The organism is Nostoc sp. PCC 7524 (genome assembly GCF_000316645.1).
GTDB lineage: Bacteria > Cyanobacteriota > Cyanobacteriia > Cyanobacteriales > Nostocaceae > Trichormus.
Genome location: NC_019684.1, coordinates 3,002,905 through 3,022,140, shown reverse-complemented (window position 1 = coordinate 3,022,140; position 19,236 = coordinate 3,002,905). Strand labels below are relative to the sequence as shown.

General features: G+C 42.7%; 16 protein-coding genes and 1 pseudogene. 5 read left to right on the top strand and 12 right to left on the bottom strand.

Going from position 1 to position 19,236, the window contains the following annotated elements; genetic code table 11:
• Positions 1 to 64: 64 nt before the first annotated feature.
• From NOS7524_RS12045 to NOS7524_RS12000, 10 genes and pseudogenes are all read right to left on the bottom strand, one after another.
• A complete protein-coding gene (locus tag NOS7524_RS12045; protein ID WP_015138757.1) occupies positions 65 to 1,522 on the bottom strand; it encodes a DNA phosphorothioation-associated putative methyltransferase in 1,458 nt (485 codons plus the stop codon).
• 191 nt (positions 1,523 to 1,713) lie between these two features.
• Positions 1,714 to 2,031, bottom strand: a pseudogene (locus NOS7524_RS12040) (IS4 family transposase); the annotation flags it as partial.
• On the bottom strand, positions 2,003 to 2,104 hold the full coding sequence (locus NOS7524_RS31185; RefSeq protein ID WP_083882605.1) for a transposase DNA-binding-containing protein: 102 nt from the start codon (positions 2,102 to 2,104) through the stop codon (positions 2,003 to 2,005). The gene NOS7524_RS31185 and the pseudogene NOS7524_RS12040, both read right to left, overlap by 29 nt.
• A 233-nt stretch (positions 2,105 to 2,337) precedes the next feature.
• A complete protein-coding gene (gene dndE / locus NOS7524_RS12035) occupies positions 2,338 to 2,724 on the bottom strand; it encodes a DNA sulfur modification protein DndE (RefSeq protein WP_015138756.1) in 387 nt (128 codons plus the stop codon).
• A 139-nt stretch (positions 2,725 to 2,863) separates the two neighbouring features.
• Positions 2,864 to 5,662 carry a calcium-binding protein gene (locus tag NOS7524_RS29990; RefSeq protein WP_015138755.1) on the bottom strand — a complete coding sequence of 933 codons (2,799 nt, stop codon included), beginning with the start codon at positions 5,660 to 5,662 and terminating at the stop codon, positions 2,864 to 2,866.
• Between the two features lie 612 nt (positions 5,663 to 6,274).
• On the bottom strand, positions 6,275 to 7,045 hold the full coding sequence (locus NOS7524_RS12020) for a DUF928 domain-containing protein (protein WP_015138754.1): 771 nt from the start codon (positions 7,043 to 7,045) through the stop codon (positions 6,275 to 6,277).
• Between the two features lie 100 nt (positions 7,046 to 7,145).
• Positions 7,146 to 9,470, bottom strand: coding sequence for a CHASE2 domain-containing protein (locus NOS7524_RS12015; RefSeq protein WP_015138753.1), 2,325 nt, complete (start codon positions 9,468 to 9,470; stop codon positions 7,146 to 7,148).
• A gap of 154 nt (positions 9,471 to 9,624) precedes the next feature.
• The gene (locus NOS7524_RS12010) at positions 9,625 to 10,593 is read right to left on the bottom strand and encodes a DUF1822 family protein (protein ID WP_015138752.1); all 969 of its coding nucleotides are present in this window, start codon (positions 10,591 to 10,593) and stop codon (positions 9,625 to 9,627) included.
• A 128-nt stretch (positions 10,594 to 10,721) separates the two neighbouring features.
• Entirely contained in the window at positions 10,722 to 11,324 is a 603-nt protein-coding gene (locus NOS7524_RS12005; RefSeq protein ID WP_041555720.1) for a hypothetical protein, read from the bottom strand.
• 222 nt (positions 11,325 to 11,546) lie between these two features.
• Entirely contained in the window at positions 11,547 to 11,768 is a 222-nt protein-coding gene (locus tag NOS7524_RS12000) for a DUF1902 domain-containing protein (RefSeq protein WP_015138750.1), read from the bottom strand.
• Positions 11,769 to 11,984: 216 nt separating this feature from the next.
• On the opposite strand from NOS7524_RS12000, the gene NOS7524_RS11995 reads away from it, so the two are divergent.
• From NOS7524_RS11995 to NOS7524_RS11975, 4 genes are all read left to right on the top strand, one after another.
• On the top strand, positions 11,985 to 12,185 hold the full coding sequence (locus NOS7524_RS11995; RefSeq protein ID WP_015138749.1) for a hypothetical protein: 201 nt from the start codon (positions 11,985 to 11,987) through the stop codon (positions 12,183 to 12,185).
• Positions 12,182 to 12,580 (top strand): type II toxin-antitoxin system VapC family toxin, encoded by a 399-nt coding sequence (locus NOS7524_RS11990; RefSeq protein ID WP_235622427.1) that lies wholly within the window; start codon positions 12,182 to 12,184, stop codon positions 12,578 to 12,580. The genes NOS7524_RS11995 and NOS7524_RS11990 overlap by 4 nt, the downstream gene beginning before the upstream one ends.
• 351 nt (positions 12,581 to 12,931) lie before the next feature.
• On the top strand, positions 12,932 to 13,159 hold the full coding sequence (locus NOS7524_RS11980; RefSeq protein WP_015138747.1) for a hypothetical protein: 228 nt from the start codon (positions 12,932 to 12,934) through the stop codon (positions 13,157 to 13,159).
• Positions 13,149 to 13,526, top strand: coding sequence for a type II toxin-antitoxin system RelE family toxin (locus NOS7524_RS11975; protein ID WP_015138746.1), 378 nt, complete (start codon positions 13,149 to 13,151; stop codon positions 13,524 to 13,526). The genes NOS7524_RS11980 and NOS7524_RS11975 overlap by 11 nt, the downstream gene beginning before the upstream one ends.
• A gap of 211 nt (positions 13,527 to 13,737) precedes the next feature.
• Here NOS7524_RS11975 and NOS7524_RS11970 read toward each other — a convergent pair whose 3' ends face one another.
• Positions 13,738 to 16,518, bottom strand: a complete 2,781-nt coding sequence (locus NOS7524_RS11970; RefSeq protein ID WP_015138745.1) for an nSTAND1 domain-containing NTPase — start codon at positions 16,516 to 16,518, stop codon at positions 13,738 to 13,740.
• Positions 16,519 to 16,587: 69 nt separating this feature from the next.
• On the opposite strand from NOS7524_RS11970, the gene NOS7524_RS11965 reads away from it, so the two are divergent.
• On the top strand, positions 16,588 to 16,923 hold the full coding sequence (locus tag NOS7524_RS11965) for a CU044_2847 family protein (RefSeq protein ID WP_015138744.1): 336 nt from the start codon (positions 16,588 to 16,590) through the stop codon (positions 16,921 to 16,923).
• 398 nt (positions 16,924 to 17,321) lie between these two features.
• Here the strand turns inward: NOS7524_RS11965 and NOS7524_RS11960 are convergent, their stop codons facing one another.
• Positions 17,322 to 19,205 (bottom strand): ABC transporter ATP-binding protein, encoded by a 1,884-nt coding sequence (locus NOS7524_RS11960; protein WP_015138743.1) that lies wholly within the window; start codon positions 19,203 to 19,205, stop codon positions 17,322 to 17,324.
• Positions 19,206 to 19,236 lie beyond the last annotated feature (31 nt).

Here is a 19,236-nt window from a genome sequence, read left to right as displayed (position 1 = left end):
GGACGGGCTGTCCGTCCCATCCCACAAAAGCATTAAAATCATCCTCTAAATTACGTAACACTCTTTAACTTTCTTTAAGCCGATAAACTTCATGTCCCCTAATTTCTACTCCGTGTGCAGCTAGGCATTTCTTCCAACCTTCACGCGTACCTATTTCGCTTTTCTGTTTGAGCAATCCTAATTCCTGTTCCCGTTGCGTGAGTTGAGCAAATTGTTCATAAAGAGGATAGTTAGGTGTGACAAAGGTTTCTTTACGATGCAGTACCGGGGGATTTGCTCTATTACTATAGTCTCGGTGAGTAACGTACAGAGTTTTTAAGTCAATAGTTATACTCGCTTGTAAAGCTGGATGGGGGTCTGTGTCGAATTCTGGATAAAATAAATAGGAAATTTGCGGTTGGTCAGTGTAATATTTAATTAAAGTAGCACCATCAACACGCCCAATGGTGCGGCTAGCACAACCTTCGTAGATGCGTAGTAAAGGGTCAAGTGCTGCTAAAGCTGAAATATGGACGTAAAGCGCACCCCGTGTGTGTTTACCAATTTTGCTTTTGTCACAGGCGGTTTTAACAATGCCAGCTCTACCTAGACTAAATAATTTTTGATCAGCAACTTCGCAAGCTTCCTCATAACTACCAAAAAAGGCTTTGATGTCATGGCGCATGGCTGGCGAAAGTTGGGAAAATTTGGGACGCTGATCAAAGTGGGTGAGGGCTAGGTAAACTTGAATATCTAAGGAACGACGGTAGGCGATCGCATCCCATTCAGCTTCGTCGGTAGCTTGTAAAATGACATTAAAGGCGCGGCGGAAATTACCAAACTCACTGAGTAATTCCTGTTCTGTCTCCAGTTCACCCTTGACAGGTAATCTGCCACGCTTAGTAAAAAACTCCATCAGGGGTTGTAGTTGTTCTTGATAATCCTCAAACCGCTTAGTAGGAATACGGACTCGCGGTGTAGAGGTGCGAGAAAAAAAGCGGATAGCTTTGAAACTTTCTTTTTCGGCTTCATCCCGAAAGACGAAGTAGACACCCAGTGCTACAGGGACTGCATCGACATTTAAAACTTCATCAATATATTTTTTCAGTTCTTCTTGTTCGTAATACTTTTGGAAAGTATTGCGACTGGTGACAATCCCATCACTGTAAGCTAGTTGGGCTTTACTAGGAGCGTTAATTAAAACTTGCGCCGCCACAATTAAAACCTTGCGAGTGAGTTCCCAAGCTTGGATGAGGCTTTGGCGACGTTCGGCAATATCTTCAATCACATTGAGGACATAACCCAAATTCACCACATCGGCGGAAGTGATGCTTTCATCAGGGTAGTAATAAGGATCCCAACCTGCACTGGTATAGCCGAGGTTAGCTACACGCTGCACATCCCCACCATAGCCACAACCGTAGTCAAAAAAACTGGTGTCTTGGTTAAGGATTGCCCATTCTATAGCCAATCGTACAGGACGAGAGATTTCAGTCCGAGCGATCGCAGCTCTGTGACGCTCAATTTCTAGCGTTTCGGGCATAGTCACCCCTTTGGGAATTCAAAATTCAAAATTTTTAATTAGTAAATATAGCGGTTTGCAGTTGAATGAAATACTGACCTAACCCCTTCCCTACAAGGCTATCCATTAGTCACATCTTTCTTAATAAAGGCTGAAAAGCAAATATAGAGGGAATTACAGGAGATGGGGTTGCCATAAAGATTAGACAAAATTCAGAAAGTATGCGTTGAGATTTGATGGGCTAGTTTCCAAGTGGCAGCAATATCGTGCAATCGTCGTAACCCTCGCCAAATAGTCTTGACACCGGGTTCCCCATCACCTTTACGACCCAGAAAACCACCAAGTCGAGCAATCATCCGTACAGCTTGTGTTAATGTTGGTGGCTCGGCTGGTGGAATTGGGTTCTTGTTCACACTCACACATAAAGATGAGCCAGCGCCGTGGGCGGGTTTCCCGACTTGAGGCGACTGGCGTTGCCATTCAACTGTAGTGAAAACCGTTTCACAACTTTGTTCTGGATTGTGCCTGCTTTATCAGACGCTTGTTTCGCCGTTTATCTCCCAAATCTAAGTACCTCAATTCCCTTGCTGCCCATTTTTCCATTTTTTACACCCTGTCTCTCCTCTCTCAAAACTATACCTATCAAGCCTTTCGCCTTCTTTTAAGTATTTTTACTTTTTGTTAAGAAAGATCCGGGTAATGGATAGCCTACAAGGGAAGGGGAATACAACTCAAAGCCTCTCTCCTTGTAGGAGAGAGGTTTGGAGAGAGGTCAAAACTGTGCTACACCCAACCGAGAACTGCTATAGTTGCCCCTCATCCTCCTCATCATCCTTTCAACTTTTCACCGTTAGTGCAATTAAATCTTCAATTTTCTTGATATTTGGATCGCCTGCTAAGTAACCTATGCCACGATGCAAGTGTAGACGGAATTGAATTGCTAGAGTTTCTTTATCGGTGGGATAACCATCATTATGACAGCGTTGCTTGAGGGCAAGCAGGAGAATATCAGACATTTCACCACCAAAAACACGCCAACTCATTTCCACGTTACTATCTTGAGGAATTGGTACAGGTGAGGGTGGAGTAGCTTCAGCGAGGGAACGACAAAAAGCCCAACGGCAAAGAATATTCCATTGGTCAATTTTGGTGCTACGTTTGAGTTTGAGCAGTTGGTCTTTGGCTGTTTGGGAAAGTTTGATGCGTTCAATTGGTGATTCCATAGACACATTTAGGCATTGTCTGCGATCTAAGCAGAACAGCGTAAATAACTAAAGGTATGTAGTAAGGACTTTAGTCCTTTTTGTAGAACTAAAGTCCTTATACCAATTCTCTATGAAATATTTGCAAAATAAGAACAATCTACACTGATGTAGTTGTAAAATTATCGATTCCCAAAGTGCCAGTAAATCCTGTCACTTCAATGATGGCATCAGTAGTTGCACTAAACCCTGCTGTAGCGTTATTAATAGCGACAAAGCTACGGCTACCAAAGGTGAATAAAGCCGCAAAGTTAGCAGCAAAATTAGCGGTGGTTAATTGGGCTGCAATGTCTGTTGCATCAAGAGTTGCAACAGTTCCCCCATCATAAAATCCGGCTCGTGCAGTGGAAACGAAGAATAAATCATTGCCAGCATTAGCATTGAAGTCAGTAATCACATCAAAGTTGCTAAGGAGGGAATCAGCTAATTTGCGGTAGTCAAAACGGTCTACTCCCAGTCCTCCAGTGAGAGTATCTTTTCCAGTTCCTCCAGTTAATATGTCATTACCAGCATCTCCATTGATGGTATCGTTACCAGTACCTCCATTGAGAGTGTCGTTACCAGCACCTCCATCAAGGCTATTGTTACCACTGTTGCCAGTGATGATATTATCAGCTCCATTCCCAGTGCCGTTAATCGCAGTTGTTCCTGTCAGGGTGAGGTTTTCGATATTTGGCAGGGCAGCCAGACTGAAGGTGACACTGCTAGAAACTCTATCTGTGCCTTCTCCGGCATTTTCGATAATCGTGTCTGTGGTGGTATTGACACTGTAAACATCATTCCCTAAACCACCAATTAAGGTATCAATACCAGCACCACCATTGAGGGTATCGTTACCAGCACCACCATCAAGTCTGTTGTTGCCATTGTTACCAGTAATGGTATTATTAGCTCCATTCCCAGTGCCATTAATCGCAGATGTTCCTGTCAGGGTGAGTTTTTCGATGTTTGGCAGGGCAGCTAGGCTGAAGGTGACACTGCTAGAAATTGTATCTGTACCTTCTCCTGGATTTTCAATAATCGTGTCAGTGGTACTATTAACAATGTAGGTATCGTGGCCTAAACCACCAATCAAGGTATCATTACCAGCACCACCATCCAGGATATTGTTAGCACTGTTGCCAGTGATGACATTATTAGCTGCATTCCCTGTACCATTAATCGCAGCTGTTCCGATGAGGGTGAGGTTTTCAATATTGGGGAGGGTAGCAAGGCTGAAGGTGACACTGGATTCAATGGTGTCTATACCTTCTCCGGCATTTTCGATAATCGTATAGGTGGTAGTATCAACAATATAGGTGTCATCGCCTAAACCACCCATGAGGATAGAATCATCAGCACTACCAATCAGGGTGTCATCATCAGCACTACCATAGAGAATTTCATTAGTTGCGATTTCAATAGAGTACTGCCCCAAACTACCATAATCTGTGTAGCCAGTAGAAAGAGGATCTCCTTTCCCCACGCCATCAATAGCTAAGTAATAAGTTCCAGCAGCGACACTTGTTGTGATACTTGCAGATAGTAAATCGGTGGGATTAGAAGATGCAATTAATGTCCCACCAGAGTTATATAGTCCTGCCCAAATGTCTAGGTTGGGTCCGCGAGTGAAGGGATTTACTGTTATGGTGATGGAACCAGCAGATGCGGCAAACCGATAGTAATCAATATCCGTATTGCGCTCGATGATGCCACTACCAATCAGAGTTGTACCAGAAATGGTCAATGCCTTTGCTGTGGCAATTGTATTACCAGTATCATCGGCTCGGTAACTGAAACCATTATTGGTTGTAATAATTTGCAAATCATCTTGAGTATTGTTAGCAGAACCATACTCGCCTTTGCTCCACTGGGTTAGGTTCTGGTAATAGCCTGTACCCATAATTGGCGCCCAGCCAGTCTGTCCACTACCATGTCCCCTGTAGTATCCCTCAGCCGGGCTAGTTCTTCCATCATGGGATAGTCCCAGAGTATGGCCTACTTCATGAGTGATAGCTTCAGCTACATATTTTTCGTTGTCACCTAGGCTGTCACTAAAGACGTAGGTGGGAGTATCTGTATTCCAGTTGAAGGAACCACGATAGGCGACTCCCCCGGCTGAAGAACCAAACCAGCTGGAACTACTACCACCGATAACGACACGTACACCCCAGCGAGTATCGCTACTACTACTCTTAATCAGATCATTAATATCTGTTGGAGCTTGAGTTGTGACGTTAACATTAAACGGGCTAAAATCCTCAGCGACTCGCTGCCAAATATACTGGATTCTTTCGAGTTCAGCCGAGCTGAAAGAGGCTGGATTTCCATCAAAGTCGAAAGCAGGGGTAACAATGTTCGCCCCACCCGCATAGCTTGCATTCCACCCAGTACCAGAGGTGGTATGCCCGTCGAAATCTAGATAAATCGTATGTCTAGCTCCGGCTAAACTGTTGAGAAAAAATGTTTTGGATAAATCTAAAGTTGCGGATGCAGTTGTGGATGTAGTTGCGGATGCAGTTAGGGTTTGCTGTTCATTTTGGATTAGCTCTGGTTCTACTGGTGGTAGCGCACAAACTGAGCAAGCACAACCTATAGTATGTGAATTTGTTGAAAGTATCACAGCGTCTGAAGTTTTGCTGACAGTCAGCTGCACAGACTTTAATACTGCTGCTGTGAAACTCTTTGTTAGCAGAGACTCAGCAAATACTGCTCCTTCATCACTTATAGAAGCATCATTATCCATCGCTGATGTCTGCATTTGCGGATCTTTGCCTGTCTGAGGATTTAGTCTCCATCCTGAATCATCAACTAATCCCTCATTTTCCGGAAAATTAGCAGATAAATCTTGAAAATCGCTTTTTTTCCAGGGAAATTGGCGTTTAGTTAAATTTTTTGCTACGCTTCTGAAGCTTTTCATAACGCACTCCTCCCTGTACAATTTCAGTTGTTGTTCTTTTAATATTTCTACTTACATCTTCACAAAAATTTTGTGAAACACATTAACTACTCAGTATAGAGTGTATAAGCTTAGTTTAAGGACAAAAATCTATAAATATAACGTATAATAATTGACGCACTTTTTGCTTTCTGCGTCTTTATACGTAAATTTGTGCAATATATTGAATCCACGCACTCTAGCAAGAATACTCAGCATTGAGCCAATGCCTTAACTCTGTACTGAGTCGCCTACCGAGAAAGACTGGCTGATTCTGACGCAGATAATTGCAATGCCTGTAGGATTTACCCAAGTCTCATCTTTAAACTTTCTTGTAAGGTGGGTAACTAGGAGATAATTCGGTAAAAATCAATGGAGTTGTTACACGGTGCTGATTAATTAACAACTATTATTGATTTATCAAAGAAAGGCAGAAGGCAGAAGGAATTTATCTTCTTTTATTACTACGGAGAGAGTAAAATCATCAAGTAGGAGATGATATTGTCTCGGAGAAATATATTGAGACTACGAGCGATCGCACTCTGGAATAGACATAGCCAAAAAAGAATTTTTTGGCTATGTCTAATTCCCAATTTAAGGCTGATTTGACGACAATGGTACAGTTGCAATATCACTTAAGCCAATGCTAGTGAGCAAATTCTGCCACTGTTCTTGAATGGCTTTATTTTGAGGGTTTTGCTGACGTAATTGTGCCAGAGTAACTGCGGCTTCATGCCAAATTTTATTTCGGATATAGATGTCAACGCGTTGTAGAGGAGTTGCGGTTTTTAACTGCTCAAGAGTTGTTGGGTTCAGGGTAACTCGTTTGATTACGCCTTCAACGTAAATTGGTGGTGATTGCTTTTCTGGGTCACAATAGACGGTGAGAAACCAACGATAGCGTTGATTTACGGTCAATGGGGAAATATTGCTAGGTAGAGAAACGCTAATAACTCCAGCTGTTTTGGGGAGAGCGATCGCTGTTTGGTAAACTGAGTTATCATCCTGATCCTGCAAGACAAATTCTGTGGGATAGTTGGCATTGTCGGCGTATGGGACATAAAACATCAGCGTGGGATGTTCCTGTGTTGTCAATCCCCAAACGTTTGTCACCGTAGGAGCATCTTCGGTAAACGGTACTAAAGCCGTGAGTTCCGGTTTTACTAATGGACAAGAACCCCGTTTAGCACCACCACGAACACGACCCCCAGGAGGCGGTTCGGAAGTAGGCGCAGGCGGTGGCACAAAACTCACTTTTTGGGTATGGGTAACAGGCGAGTTGGAAGGCGCTGGTTTTGCCAGTACCCAAGTTTGAGATGCTAATAAACTTGTATAGCTAACAGCTAATGAGAGTAATAGTTTCATAGAGTTTTATTAGATATGGTTGACGAGGGCAGGGGATTGGGGATTGGGGATTGGGGATTGGGGAAGCAGGGGGCAGAGGAGAAAAACTATTGCCTATTGCCTATTGCCTATTGCCTAATAATTGAATTGATACTACAGTTGCGGTTCCTAATAACGACACAGTTGAGGGTACGAAGGGAACCCAAACACCTCCTATTAACAAACCCAAACACAAGAGATATACAACACCAGAACTTACACCAATAGCTAATGCCAACTTGGGGACTAAGCGCCATTGCCAAGCTACTAAACCCCCTAATCCCGACCAAACGCTTATCCAAATCACCTCTAACCAAGGCGACCAAGTTCGTAATAAGGGGCGATTATCTAACACTGCACTGATGATTTGGCTGACCATGTGGGCTTGTACCATGACTCCCGGCATTTGCTCATCTAACAACTTGCCGTAGGGTGTCCCCCAATAGTCAGGAAAATCTCCTTTTGCTGCTACTCCAATCAGCACAATCCGGTCTTTGATGGCGTTGGGGTTAATAGGATTAGATAACAACTGGGTCAGCGTTACCTGTTCGGCAATTGTCCTAGAGGCACGGTAATTGAGTAATATCTGTCCGCCATTGGCATCTATGCCTTGATAACCGCCAGTGCGAGGCGAAATGCGTTGAAAAACGGTCTTATCTAACTGCAAACTAGGAGATGTGCCAGAGGTAAATTTAGGTTGAATTCCTAAAGACGCTAAATAGCGAAATGCCAATTGGGTACTGAACGCATAGGGGGCAGAACATAATGATGCCGTCTCTTGATTCATAAACATCAGATGGCGACGGACTACACCATCAGCATCATGAACAAAGTCGCTAAATCCTAAGCGGTCTTTGGGGATTTCTGGTGGTGGTTCAATGCCTTTGGTTTTCGCTGTGGTATCACTGCCTTTACACACTCCAATTAAGTTATCGGTTTGCTTGAGTTGAGAGATTAAATCTGGTTGTTCGGCAGGAAAATCACGGTAAATGTCTAAACCGATGGCTTTGGGTTGATACTGACTCAGCTTTGCTAGTAATTTATTCAGGTATTTTTCTGAGATAGAAGTTCCTTTTAATACTTCCTTATTGCGACGCTGATTGGCTAAGTCTTCATCTTCTATGGTGATTACCAACAGGCGGGGATCTGGCCCTTCATTGGGACGCGATCGCATCATCTGGTCAAAGGCTTGTAGTTCTAATGTTTGCAATCCCCCAAAGAACCGTAAACCACAAACTACAGCCGTTACCGCTAAACTAGACACTGCCACTTTTTTTAAATGGCTTGTTCTTGCTACTGGTGGGGTATAGCTTATTTCTTGGGTCTGGGGTTGGATCAGGTCATCCCAAGTAGGTGGGATTTGTGATGGATTCTGACAAATCACTGGTAGCCAAGTTGCACAGGGAAATCTATCTTCTAGACCTTGTAATCGTTCCCGTGCGTGGCGTACTGCTTGGTATAAAGGCTCACCACCTGCGAAACCTTGGAGGAAATATTTTAAGAACTCTTGCGCCACTTGGTCGGGAACTGGTTCGCGCATGACAATAATTTGGGGAATGTGTAAATCAGCGAGTTCTCGCGCTAAACCTAACCCATCACAAGAGTTAAAAATTGCTAGTTGTAAACCCCGTTCTATCGCTTGTTTGAGGGCATACTTGAGTTCACCAATGGTGAGACTATCGCTTTGATTGAGGTAAATTTTCCCAGTGGTATCATTGCCTTGACTAGAACTGTGTCCAGCGAAAAATAAGATATCCCACTTTTTTCCCCACAGGTGGTCTGTCAATTCCTTGCGTTGTGGTTCCACCATAAAACATACATCGGCATTGCGGCACCTTTGTAAAATAGCTTGATCTGCCTGGGTATCAATCCCCTGACTATTACCGACTATTGCCAAAATGTTGACTACCGAGTTGGGGGTGTGACGTTTATGAATGCGATCGTAACTGGGAGATGAAAGGGCAATTTCTGCTGTGGGGTAGCGTTCTAGTAAATCCCAAGCGTGCCAAGGTAGCTTGAGCAATTGGCTGTTTTCTGATTGCAGAATGACTCTAATTTCATCTGTGGGCAGCAATTTCTCTAGCCATTTTTCCCGCAGGGAACGAAACCCTTCTGCTTGTAGCCAAGCATTAAAACGGGCGCGTAAGATATGGGCTAATTCGTGACAGTCTTGGGTAATTGATACATTTGTTACCTGGATTTTGTCTGCATCTAAGCGATAACGATTACCCAATTGGAGATAGCTAGATTGCCAACGGGTGTAGTAAAGCGTCATTTCTGGACAAGGCGGCAGTTTACCTGTGATTTCGGTGGCGGGGCGATCGCTTTCTTCCCCAATTTGGAGAGTAACAGTAAACCCCTGATCTAAACTACCGTCTCCGAATTTCAGCACTACTAACTTAGCCATGACTGTCGTTCTGCTCCGATTCCCAATCACTGAAATTCTGATCTGCTCATGCCCTGAAAATGCACAATTCCAGCCAACAGGTCTGGAATTTTAGACATCAAAAATTCTGGAATTACCCATCACCAATTACCGGACAAACATAATCTATACACTACTAGATGACAAAGTTCTCTGTAATACTCATATCACCCAATGATACCTGAACGCTGAACTGTTCTTGAATGTCACCCCGAAACTGTAACTGAATGTAGTTATCTGCACTTCTAGCTTGAGCTTCTAAAAATACTGCGCCAGTGTTATCTAACACTTTCAGTTGCACCCCATTTGGTAAGTATGGTTGATTACCTGTAGAGTGGAGTTGCAGCCGGATACCAGTTTTTTGGTTAGCTTCGGGGGCAATTTCCACAATCAACATGACTGGTTGATTGTCAATTTGAATACCCAAATCAATTAATTTAGCTCTTCTAGTCACTGCGTCTGACTGCCCAACTATGCCATCTGTGGTAGTTAAAGGACTACGAAAAGCGTATACTGGTCTGGCTTCTAAAGAATTCCATAAAGATTCCACTGTTTGCCAGCTAGCTTCCACTTGCCCAACAAACCACTGACTCAGATTTACTAGCGCATCCACTGGGGAAGTTTGCAATTGTCCGAGGCGATCAATTAAAGCTTCGATGGGTTGTAATTGACTCAAAGGTAGTGTTTCAGTTGCCACTGTTTTGATAAAACCTAGCAATTTTGCTTCTTGGCAGGAGTCATCAATTTGCACAATTACATAACCTGCTCGTTCTTCCCAAGTTTCCGCAGGAATCAAGCATTCTTGGTCTTGGGAACCCACAGGACGACATTCCAAACGACCAACTGACGACACCTCCAAATCCGCCACATTCGCACAAAGCTGCATAATTGGGTTCCAACTATCGCTAGCTGTCAGATTAGTAGGAACATCCATCATTTGTAGATAGTCATTCACCACCCAGACAGCCAAAGTATTGCGTCTCACTTCCTCAGCTTTTGCTGGAGTAGGCTGGCGATGGGCAAACTGTTGAGCAGTTGTACGAGCCGCTTGAGAAATCGGCAGTGTAATTGCGGAATCCTCTAATTTGAAGGTGTGGTTAGTCATAATTCAATACCCAGTGATCAATGCTGCTATGTACATATCGCCCAAATTCACTAAATTTATGCCACAAATTGCATGAAAATTAGACGCTTTTTTTGCAGATGAGGGACTAAATAACGCTAGCCTGTAACTTATCCTAATGTTGCGACCAGTTCCTTTAAGCGATCGCGTCCATCTCGAAATATAGACCAACCATCTCCGACTAATACGGCTTCTACTTGTTCTAAATCTGCTAATCGGCGAACTGAAGCTATAGCCTCAGCTTTATTGAGCAATTTTTCATCGGGTAAGATACCCAAGCTACCTGCTTTGTAGGCTCGGACTAAATCCCCGGTAATCAAGGTAGTGTCTTCTAGTAGTAGTGCTAACTCACCGGGAGTTTTAGAACCTTGGAGTTCAATCACCTTCAGTCCTGGGACAAACTCATCACCATCCCCTAGCCAGCGATCGCACATTAAGGGAAAAGACTCTTTTTCTGCTATAGGCCCGGCTATTTTGGCATAGGTTTGATCAGCAATTTCCTTAGCTGCTCTAATATGGTCAGAGTTGGTGATAATAATCCAATCCACACCACCCAAAGATTCCAAGTGATTCCAATCATGATTAGATAGCGCCACGGGATCAATCAGGATGTTACCACCGGGACGAATCCAGGCAATTCCATTGAAATCAATATTTCTCGCTGGGTTGAAATAGGACCAGCCGTATAGATGAGGACGGTGCAGGAATTTCATAATAATTCTGGCTCTATAGCTTTGATTAATGATGTACTTATAAGTCAGCATCAATAATCTATCATTCCAAGCCCTTCTGTCTATCGCACCAAACAGGCGATCGCATTTATAGCGATTCTCATTGTATATGCAATACACTCTGACCTCTCTCCAAACCTCTCTCCTACAAGGAGAGAGGCTTTGAAACTTACTCCCCTTCCCTTGTAGGGAAGGGGTTGGGGGTTAGGTCTGTATTGGACTCAACTGCAAACGGCTATATGATTTGCTGATCAGCACTTGATTCAAAATCAAGAGTTCTGGAATGATTACCCGCAGTTTTTGCGCCAGAATCTCTATCGTAGAAGCTTCTGTCACTAATCCAGGTACATCATCGCTAGTTGCAACCCAGACTTCAGCTTCAGAATCCCAAAATGCTTCCACCTTAAATGTCATTTGTGTCGTCATTGACTGCTGAAGAAGTAGTTCATTAGTAATTATGACAGCGATCGCCTTTCACTCACCATGATTGCAGTTCAACTCTCGGATGTTGTAGTTCTGAGGTTGAATTTTTGTGTTCCTATTTCAAAAATTCCTGTTTTTATCTCAAGACGGTGGAGATGAGCGATAATAAATAAAGCAGAATATTAATAATTAACTAGCAACAAACAGAGAATTTGATGTATGTTGATTGATAAAATTATCCAAGAACTTCAAGATATTCCAGAAGATAAGTTAGCTGAAATATACGACATAATTCACTATTTTCGCATAGGTTTAGATCGGGAAGCCGCACAGCCACGCACCCCAGGTATACTAACAGGAAAACTCAGCGATGCTTTTTTTGAGCCATTACCAGAGGAAGAGCTTCAGCAATGGGAATGAGCTACCTGATTGACACACACATCCTATTGTGGTGGCTCTTTAATGACCCAAAACTTGATACAGACTGCCAAGATATCATTCGCAATCCCGATAACCGCATTTTCGTTAGCAGTGCATCTGCTTGGGAAATTGCTACTAAATACCGTATTGGTAAATTATCAGAAGCAAAACAACTCGTTGAGCAATATTCACAGATATTACATCAGGCAAGATTTGTGGAACTTGCCATCACTTCAGCCCATGCAATCAGAGCCGGAAGCCTACCAATTGCTCATCGAGATCCTTTTGACCGCATGATTATGGCTCAAGCGGAACTCGAAAGTTTACCCATTATCACTTATGATGCAGTCTTCCAAACTGGACTGATTCAGGTAATTCCCAACCAACATCATTAAAAAAGCGATCGCCAAATATGAGCAATCAATGCCAATAGAAGAGAACCGGAAGAAAGATTACACCCGGATTTCTCACCAATTCTTGCAACCTCAGTCCAGAGTCCGTAGGGGCGGGTTGAGCGAAATATTCATAAATGATTCGAGCATATCTGTGAACCCGCCCCTACTGTTTGTGAGAAATGCGCGTACAGTGGGCGATCGCTCTTTACACACCATGATTGCTGCTCCAGTCGTTTCAAACTCAAAACTTCCTGTTTTTATAGCAAAGTGCTGTTCTGCCGTATTCTCAAGATGAGCCATAATAAACGAAGCATCAACCCGATTAACCACCCAATACTAAAGATTTGACTTATGCTGATCCAGAAAATTGTCCAAGAACTGCAAGACATCCCCGAAGATAAATTAGCTGAAATTTACGACATAATTCACTATTTTTGCATAGGCTTAAAGGGAGAGTTATCTGCTGAGGAAACACCCACTGAAATAGTAATTGAAGGCATTCACCAAGGCATACGAGAGGCATTGGATGGACAAACTATACCCCTCTCAGAAATGTGGGAAGGTATTGATGCAGAGTGAACAATCACCAATTCAAATCTCTCTTACTCCTCGTTTTAAAAAGGATCTGCGAGAACTAGCTAAACGTTATCGTTCAATTCGTAGCGATATGCAACAATTAATTGAACAACTTCAAGCAGGGGAGACTCCTGGAGATAGAATTGCTGGAGTTAAATATCAGGTTTTCAAAGTTCGCCTCAAGAATAGCGATATCCAAAAAGGAAAAAGTGGCGGTTATCGAGTAATTTATTATCTGAAAACAGAACAAGAAATCATCCTCACTACAATTTATTCTAAATCTGATCTTTCTGATGTTGGTAATGAAGTCATTGAGGAAGCGATCGCCAAATATGAGCAAGCAATGCCAATAAAAGAGAACCCGAAGTAATATTACACTGGGCGATCGCCTTTCACTCACCATCACATTGCAGATCAAATATCGGATGTTGGATTCTGAGCTTGAATTTTCGTGTTCCTCTCTCAAAAATTTCTGTTTTTATCTCAATACATTTCAGTTAATATTTTGAGCTAATACTGTTGTTGGGGTTCGCTGTTGCTCCACCCAACCTACTTTTCTACTACCACTGAAAATTTTTACATTAACTAACTGCTTTCATCGGTAGATTAACAATAAAAGTTGCTCCTTTACCTTCTCCTGGACTATTGGCAGAAACTGTCCCACCATGCAATTCTACTATTTGGCGCACTATTGCTAACCCCAATCCCAGTCCACCAAACCGTCTGATAACGGATCTGTCTTCTTGACGAAATTTATCAAAAATGTGGGGAAGAAATTCAGGTTTAATACCCTCTCCTGTGTCACTCACAGTAATTGCAACATTGACATCAGTTTTTTGTAAGTTAATTTGAATTTGTCCCTGCGAAGGAGTGAATTTAACAGCATTAGATAGTAAATTCCACATTACTTGCTGTAAACGCAATGGGTCGCCTAACACATTAATAGAATTAAGGTTAAGCATAGCTTGAATTTTAATATCTTTGGCTTCAGCTGCTAAGTGTACAGTCTCCATCGCTTCCTTAATCACAGAAACCAGATCGCAAGTTGTAATATTGAGACGCATTCTGCCTTGTTCGAGTCTTGATATATCCAGTAAATCTTCTATTAATTGGGTTTGAAATCGGGCATTACGTTCGATGGTTTTTAGACCTTGCTTAGTCTGTACTTCATTCAGTTTTCGAGATTGCAGCAATTGTGACCAACCTAAGATGGCATTGAGTGGAGTTCGTAATTCATGGGAAATTACAGCTAAAAACTCATCTCTTATACGAATGCCTACCTCTGACTTATAACGAAGTTGTACCTCTGTATCCATGCTTAACTGGCAAAAAGCTACTATTGGGGGAGATATATTCAACTCTAATGGTGTCCATTGTTTCCTTACTTGATTTAATAATCCTCCCATCATTAAATTTTCCTCTTGCGGATTTTTCACCCATTCTTGAAAAGCATCTTCAACCAAGTTAATCAGTCGTCGAAGTGGTCGGTTTTCTTTACGCCATTCAGCAAACTGCTCCCAACCTTCCATCAAAGCTTCATGCGCCAAATCGACCCAAATTTCCCCCGTATTTTCAGTGTCACATACCAACAGACGACTTTGGATTAGTTGCTCTAAAATGTCACTTGTAGCCTCCTGATTGCCTGAGTTCTCACCAGCAAGACTTAGCAATTCTTGTTTTGGCTGTCGCTGTCGCGTATCCTTATCTGCTGCACCAGTACGCACCAGTTTTAAGAAAATCCGCTTTACCCAAGCTTGCTGCTGTTCGGAAAAACCTGCATACATCTGTTCTGCATGACGATTCAACGCCCCAATGACTCCACCTAGTGCGTTAAACTTAGCAACTGTTAACTGGTGAGTTGTGCGATCGCGTTGTTCCCAAAGTTCAGTTAGGGCAAACTGCAATAATGGTAAGCAGCCTTTCTCTTGTCCTAATACTTCTTGCTGAATCGCTCCCAATAATCCCCTTTCTAACTGATAACCTTGTAACATGGCTGGGGATGCGATCGCTTCTTCTAATTCTGCCCCCAGTAATGGCGGCATATACACAGCTTGTTCCTGAATTAGTTGTGTCAGCGACTCATAGCTTAAACAGTATTCCAAAAAATCAGCTCGCATTGTGGTGACAATTGCTAACCGCCCTTCATCAACTTGAGTTAACAACTCAATAAATCGCTGTTTCTCTTCTTCCTTAGCACCAAGGGTAAAAATTTCTTCAAATTGGTCTACCACCAACAAGCAACGTTCAGAACCAGTCAGCTGCGAAATTACTGAAGATAAACCTTCCGTGTCAATCAAAGCTGAAATTTCTCTAATTTTTGTGCGTTCAAACAACTGTGTAAAGGCTCGTTTTAACTCAGCTAACGGTTCAACTCCCGGTAAAATTGGTTCTAAGATGCGCCAACCATTTTTTTCTAACACCGGAATTAAACCCGCCCGCACCACAGAAGATTTACCACTTCCCGACGCGCCAATAATCGGGACAAAATTCGCTTGAGCTAGTTTTTGTTGGATATAGTTAACAACTTTTTGCCGACCAAAAAAGAACTTGGCGTGTTGTTTCTCAAAAGCTTCTAAGCCTCGATAGGGACATTCTTCACTCACCACCCCAACAGCTACCGGATTTCTCGGCGGATACCAAACCAAAGGAATTGATCTACCGCCACCCATATATATTGGTTCTTGGCCGCTGTCCTTCAGTTCCCGTGAAATGAAACTTATCAAGTCATTAACGTTAATTTCTCCCCTAGCCTCATCAGCTTGGGAACTAGCTAATCCTTTCAGCACAGCTTGGGTAAAAATTCCGCCTTCCGCATCTTCTCTAGCTCTTTCAAACGCACGGGAAGCGGTAATTAAACAATAGTCAGTCTTACTGTTAAACACCGGAAAACTAGAGTTGATAAAGCTTCTCTCTAGTAACGACCCAGCATAACAGCAATCCAACAGTACCACCAAGCTGCTGAGTTGGGATTTACTAATCAGGGTGTTGAAATCATCAAAGGCGATCGCCTTTACTCCATCTTTAGCACAATCAGATGTCGCTAAATACCCTTTCTTCACTCCTGTGTTGCTAGTTGCTTCAAAGCCATGTCCAGCAAAATAAATTAACGCCTCAGCACCTTTGGCTTTCTCTAACAAAAATGTGTTTAATGCCTGTCCGAGTTCTTGTCCTGTTAATTTTTTATCAGGCGTGACTTGCCAACTATTTTCACTCTCGATTAACTTCCTTGGTAATGGCTGCACATCAAACCGACCATGTTCTCTGAGTAGCTGTGTGATTTGTGCGGCATCATTGACGGTTTTTGGTAGGTTATCGAAGTTGTCATACTTGGCAATGCCAATTACCAGAGCATATCGAGCCATATTTCCTTGGCAGATGTTTTTCCGTAATATTACTAGAATATTAACTAAAAAACTAACTGAGGCTCTTAAATGTCAGAAGTACAAAGTCTGATTGTCAAGGACGATGATCAAGAGTACACAATCTATGTAGAATCTAAGACTGCTCCTGAAGAGATAGAAGAGGAAGAACCAGGATATCGTGATGGTTTACCTACGCTAAATATTAAAGACTTTCAAGACAAGATTCGGGGTTATGCCAAGTTAGCTGTTGGTGCATTCAAGAACTTACCAGAAGCAGAGGAAGTAACAGTTAAGTTTGGCATCAAGTTAGGTGGTAAAACAGGCATCCCATTTTTAACTGAAGGCTCGGCAGAAAGTAATTTTGAGATTGAGGTTAAGTATAACTTGGGGAAAAATAATACATAATTACAGCACCGATGCTGGTAATTATGGGAGAGATGGTGATCATAATGAGAGCGATCGCCTTCCCTTCACCATCATTGCAGTAAAAATCTCGGTCATTCCAGTTCTGATCTCAAAGTTCCAAGTTCCAAGCTCGAAGTTCCAAGTTCCAAGCTCGAAGTTCCAAGTTCCAAGCTCGAAGTTCCAAGTTCCAAGCTCGAAGTTTTAAGTTCCAAACTCGAAGTTTCAAGTTCCAAACTCGAAATTCCAAGTTCTAGACTCGAAGTGCTGATACCGTTTCTTGATCAAGATGCACTTTATTCTGTACTGTAGAGACGTTGCATGCAACGTCTCTACATCATTTATTTGATGCAACCTCATAGAGAATTGGTATGAGTTGAGCGATCGCCTGTAACCTATATTTAAGCTGTGCGGATATGGCGAGAGCGTACCCGTTCTGGACTACCTGTGGGAATCGAAGCAATTAATTTTTGTGTATATTCTTCTTTAGGTTCGCGGTAGATGCTTTCGGCTGTACCTTGTTCCACAATTTGACCACGATTCATGACTAAAATGCGATCGCTCATAAATTTCACGACGCTTAAATCGTGGGAAATGAAAATATAAGTGAGTTGAAACTCATCTTGCAATTCTTTCAATAAATTCAATACCTGCGCCTGTACTGACACATCCAAAGCTGAAACCGACTCATCACAAATAATAAATTTGGGGTTTAACGCCAAGGAACGAGCAATACAAATTCTCTGGCGTTGACCACCAGAAAACTGGTGCGGATAGCGATTTATGGCATCTGCACTTAAACCCACTCTTTCTAACAGTTCTGCTACTCTTTGTAACCGTTGTTTTTTGGTTTTACCTACAGAGTGAATTAACAAAGGTTCCATAATTGCATCCCCAACCTTCATCCGGGGGTCAAGGGCGCTAAAGGGATTTTGAAACACAATTTGCATTTCTCGCCGCAGTTTTTGCAATGGTTCGCCTTTGAGTTTGGTAATATTCTGCCCATCAAAGATAATTTGACCACTCATTGGCTCAATTAATCGCAGCAAGGTTCGGCCCAGTGTGGTTTTACCACAACCAGATTCTCCCACTAAGCCCAAGGTTTCTCCTGGTTTGACATCAAACGAAACACCATTGACTGCCATGTGGTAGCGTTTCTTAGTACCAAATGCAGCACGTACAGGAAAACCAACTTTCAAATCTTGGATTTTTAACAGGGGTGGCTGTTCTTCTAACTTTGCCAATCTCGTATAGATTTCTTCGGAGGAAATTTCTGGCGGTTGTGAGGGTTCTTTCGCCTGAATCATCAACTGTCCCGTTGCTGTTTCCTCCACAGTCATATAATCGGAGACTGTCAGAAGTTTGTGGGGATGGCGGGTGAGTGTGGGACGACAAGCAACCAAACCTTTGGTGTAGGGATGCTGGGGATGGTTGAAAATTTGCTCTGATGCACCGTATTCGACAATTTTACCTTTGTACATCACCGCTACTTGGTCGGCAATTTCGGAAATTAGTCCCAAGTCGTGGGTGATAAAAATCAACGCCATGTCACGGCTTTGCTGCAATTCTCTGAGGAGGTCAATAATTGTAGCTTGAACTGTGACATCTAAGGCTGTGGTGGGTTCATCTGCAATTAGTAGCAATGGGTTGCAGGAAATAGCCATTGCAATCATCACCCGTTGTAATTGACCACCCGAAAGTTGATGCGGGTAACGTTCTAAGATAGCTTCTTTATGCTGCTTAACTAACTGCGCCAACTTGTATTCATCAAGGGGAGTGTTGGGGTTAGTTTGCGGCCAGGTATCGATATATTGCTGTTTGATTTGCTCATCACTAGGTAGCAGTTTAACCTCTTGTAGACCTGCGATCGCAATTTGTTGGGCTTGGGCTGTCGTCACATTTTGATGACGCTGAATGGCTTCTGTCAGTTGAAATCCAATGTTATAAACCGGGTTCAGGGAAGTCATGGGTTCCTGAAAAATCATCGCGATGTCGCCGCCTCGGTATAGTTGCATTTCCTCTGGCGATAACTCGACTAAATTAATTGGTTTACCATTCGCTTGAGCAGAAAAGCTAATTTCCCCACCGCTAATTCTACCGGGATGCTGCAACAAACCCATCACCGCTAGCGATGTGACTGATTTACCACTACCAGATTCTCCTACGATTCCTAGAGTTTCTCCTCGTTTTAGCTCAAACGAAATACCATCAACAGCCTTGATAGTATCCCCATCACCGGAAAATTCTACTTGGAGATTGCGAACTTCTAGGATAGTTTCTCTCATAGGATTACGGTATGAATAGTGAGTAAAAATT

Bases quoted from the DNA above. Each gene is read 5' to 3' on its own strand.
- NOS7524_RS11965 (WP_015138744.1), top strand. From the start codon at position 16,588: ATGTCAGAAGTACAAAGTCTGATTGTCAAGGACGATGATCAAGAGTAC.
- NOS7524_RS12020 (WP_015138754.1), bottom strand. From the start codon at position 7,045: ATGAAACTATTACTCTCATTAGCTGTTAGCTATACAAGTTTATTAGCA.
- NOS7524_RS12015 (WP_015138753.1), bottom strand. From the start codon at position 9,470: ATGGCTAAGTTAGTAGTGCTGAAATTCGGAGACGGTAGTTTAGATCAG.
- NOS7524_RS12045 (WP_015138757.1), bottom strand. From the start codon at position 1,522: ATGCCCGAAACGCTAGAAATTGAGCGTCACAGAGCTGCGATCGCTCGG.
- NOS7524_RS11980 (WP_015138747.1), top strand. From the start codon at position 12,932: ATGCTGATCCAGAAAATTGTCCAAGAACTGCAAGACATCCCCGAAGAT.
- NOS7524_RS12010 (WP_015138752.1), bottom strand. From the start codon at position 10,593: ATGACTAACCACACCTTCAAATTAGAGGATTCCGCAATTACACTGCCG.
- NOS7524_RS12000 (WP_015138750.1), bottom strand. From the start codon at position 11,768: ATGACGACACAAATGACATTTAAGGTGGAAGCATTTTGGGATTCTGAA.
- NOS7524_RS11975 (WP_015138746.1), top strand. From the start codon at position 13,149: ATGCAGAGTGAACAATCACCAATTCAAATCTCTCTTACTCCTCGTTTT.
- dndE (WP_015138756.1), bottom strand. From the start codon at position 2,724: ATGGAATCACCAATTGAACGCATCAAACTTTCCCAAACAGCCAAAGAC.
- NOS7524_RS29990 (WP_015138755.1), bottom strand. From the start codon at position 5,662: ATGAAAAGCTTCAGAAGCGTAGCAAAAAATTTAACTAAACGCCAATTT.
- NOS7524_RS11960 (WP_015138743.1), bottom strand. From the start codon at position 19,205: ATGAGAGAAACTATCCTAGAAGTTCGCAATCTCCAAGTAGAATTTTCC.
- NOS7524_RS31185 (WP_083882605.1), bottom strand. From the start codon at position 2,104: ATGGAAAAATGGGCAGCAAGGGAATTGAGGTACTTAGATTTGGGAGAT.
- NOS7524_RS12005 (WP_041555720.1), bottom strand. From the start codon at position 11,324: ATGAAATTCCTGCACCGTCCTCATCTATACGGCTGGTCCTATTTCAAC.
- NOS7524_RS11970 (WP_015138745.1), bottom strand. From the start codon at position 16,518: ATGGCTCGATATGCTCTGGTAATTGGCATTGCCAAGTATGACAACTTC.
- NOS7524_RS11995 (WP_015138749.1), top strand. From the start codon at position 11,985: ATGTTGATTGATAAAATTATCCAAGAACTTCAAGATATTCCAGAAGAT.
- NOS7524_RS11990 (WP_235622427.1), top strand. From the start codon at position 12,182: ATGAGCTACCTGATTGACACACACATCCTATTGTGGTGGCTCTTTAAT.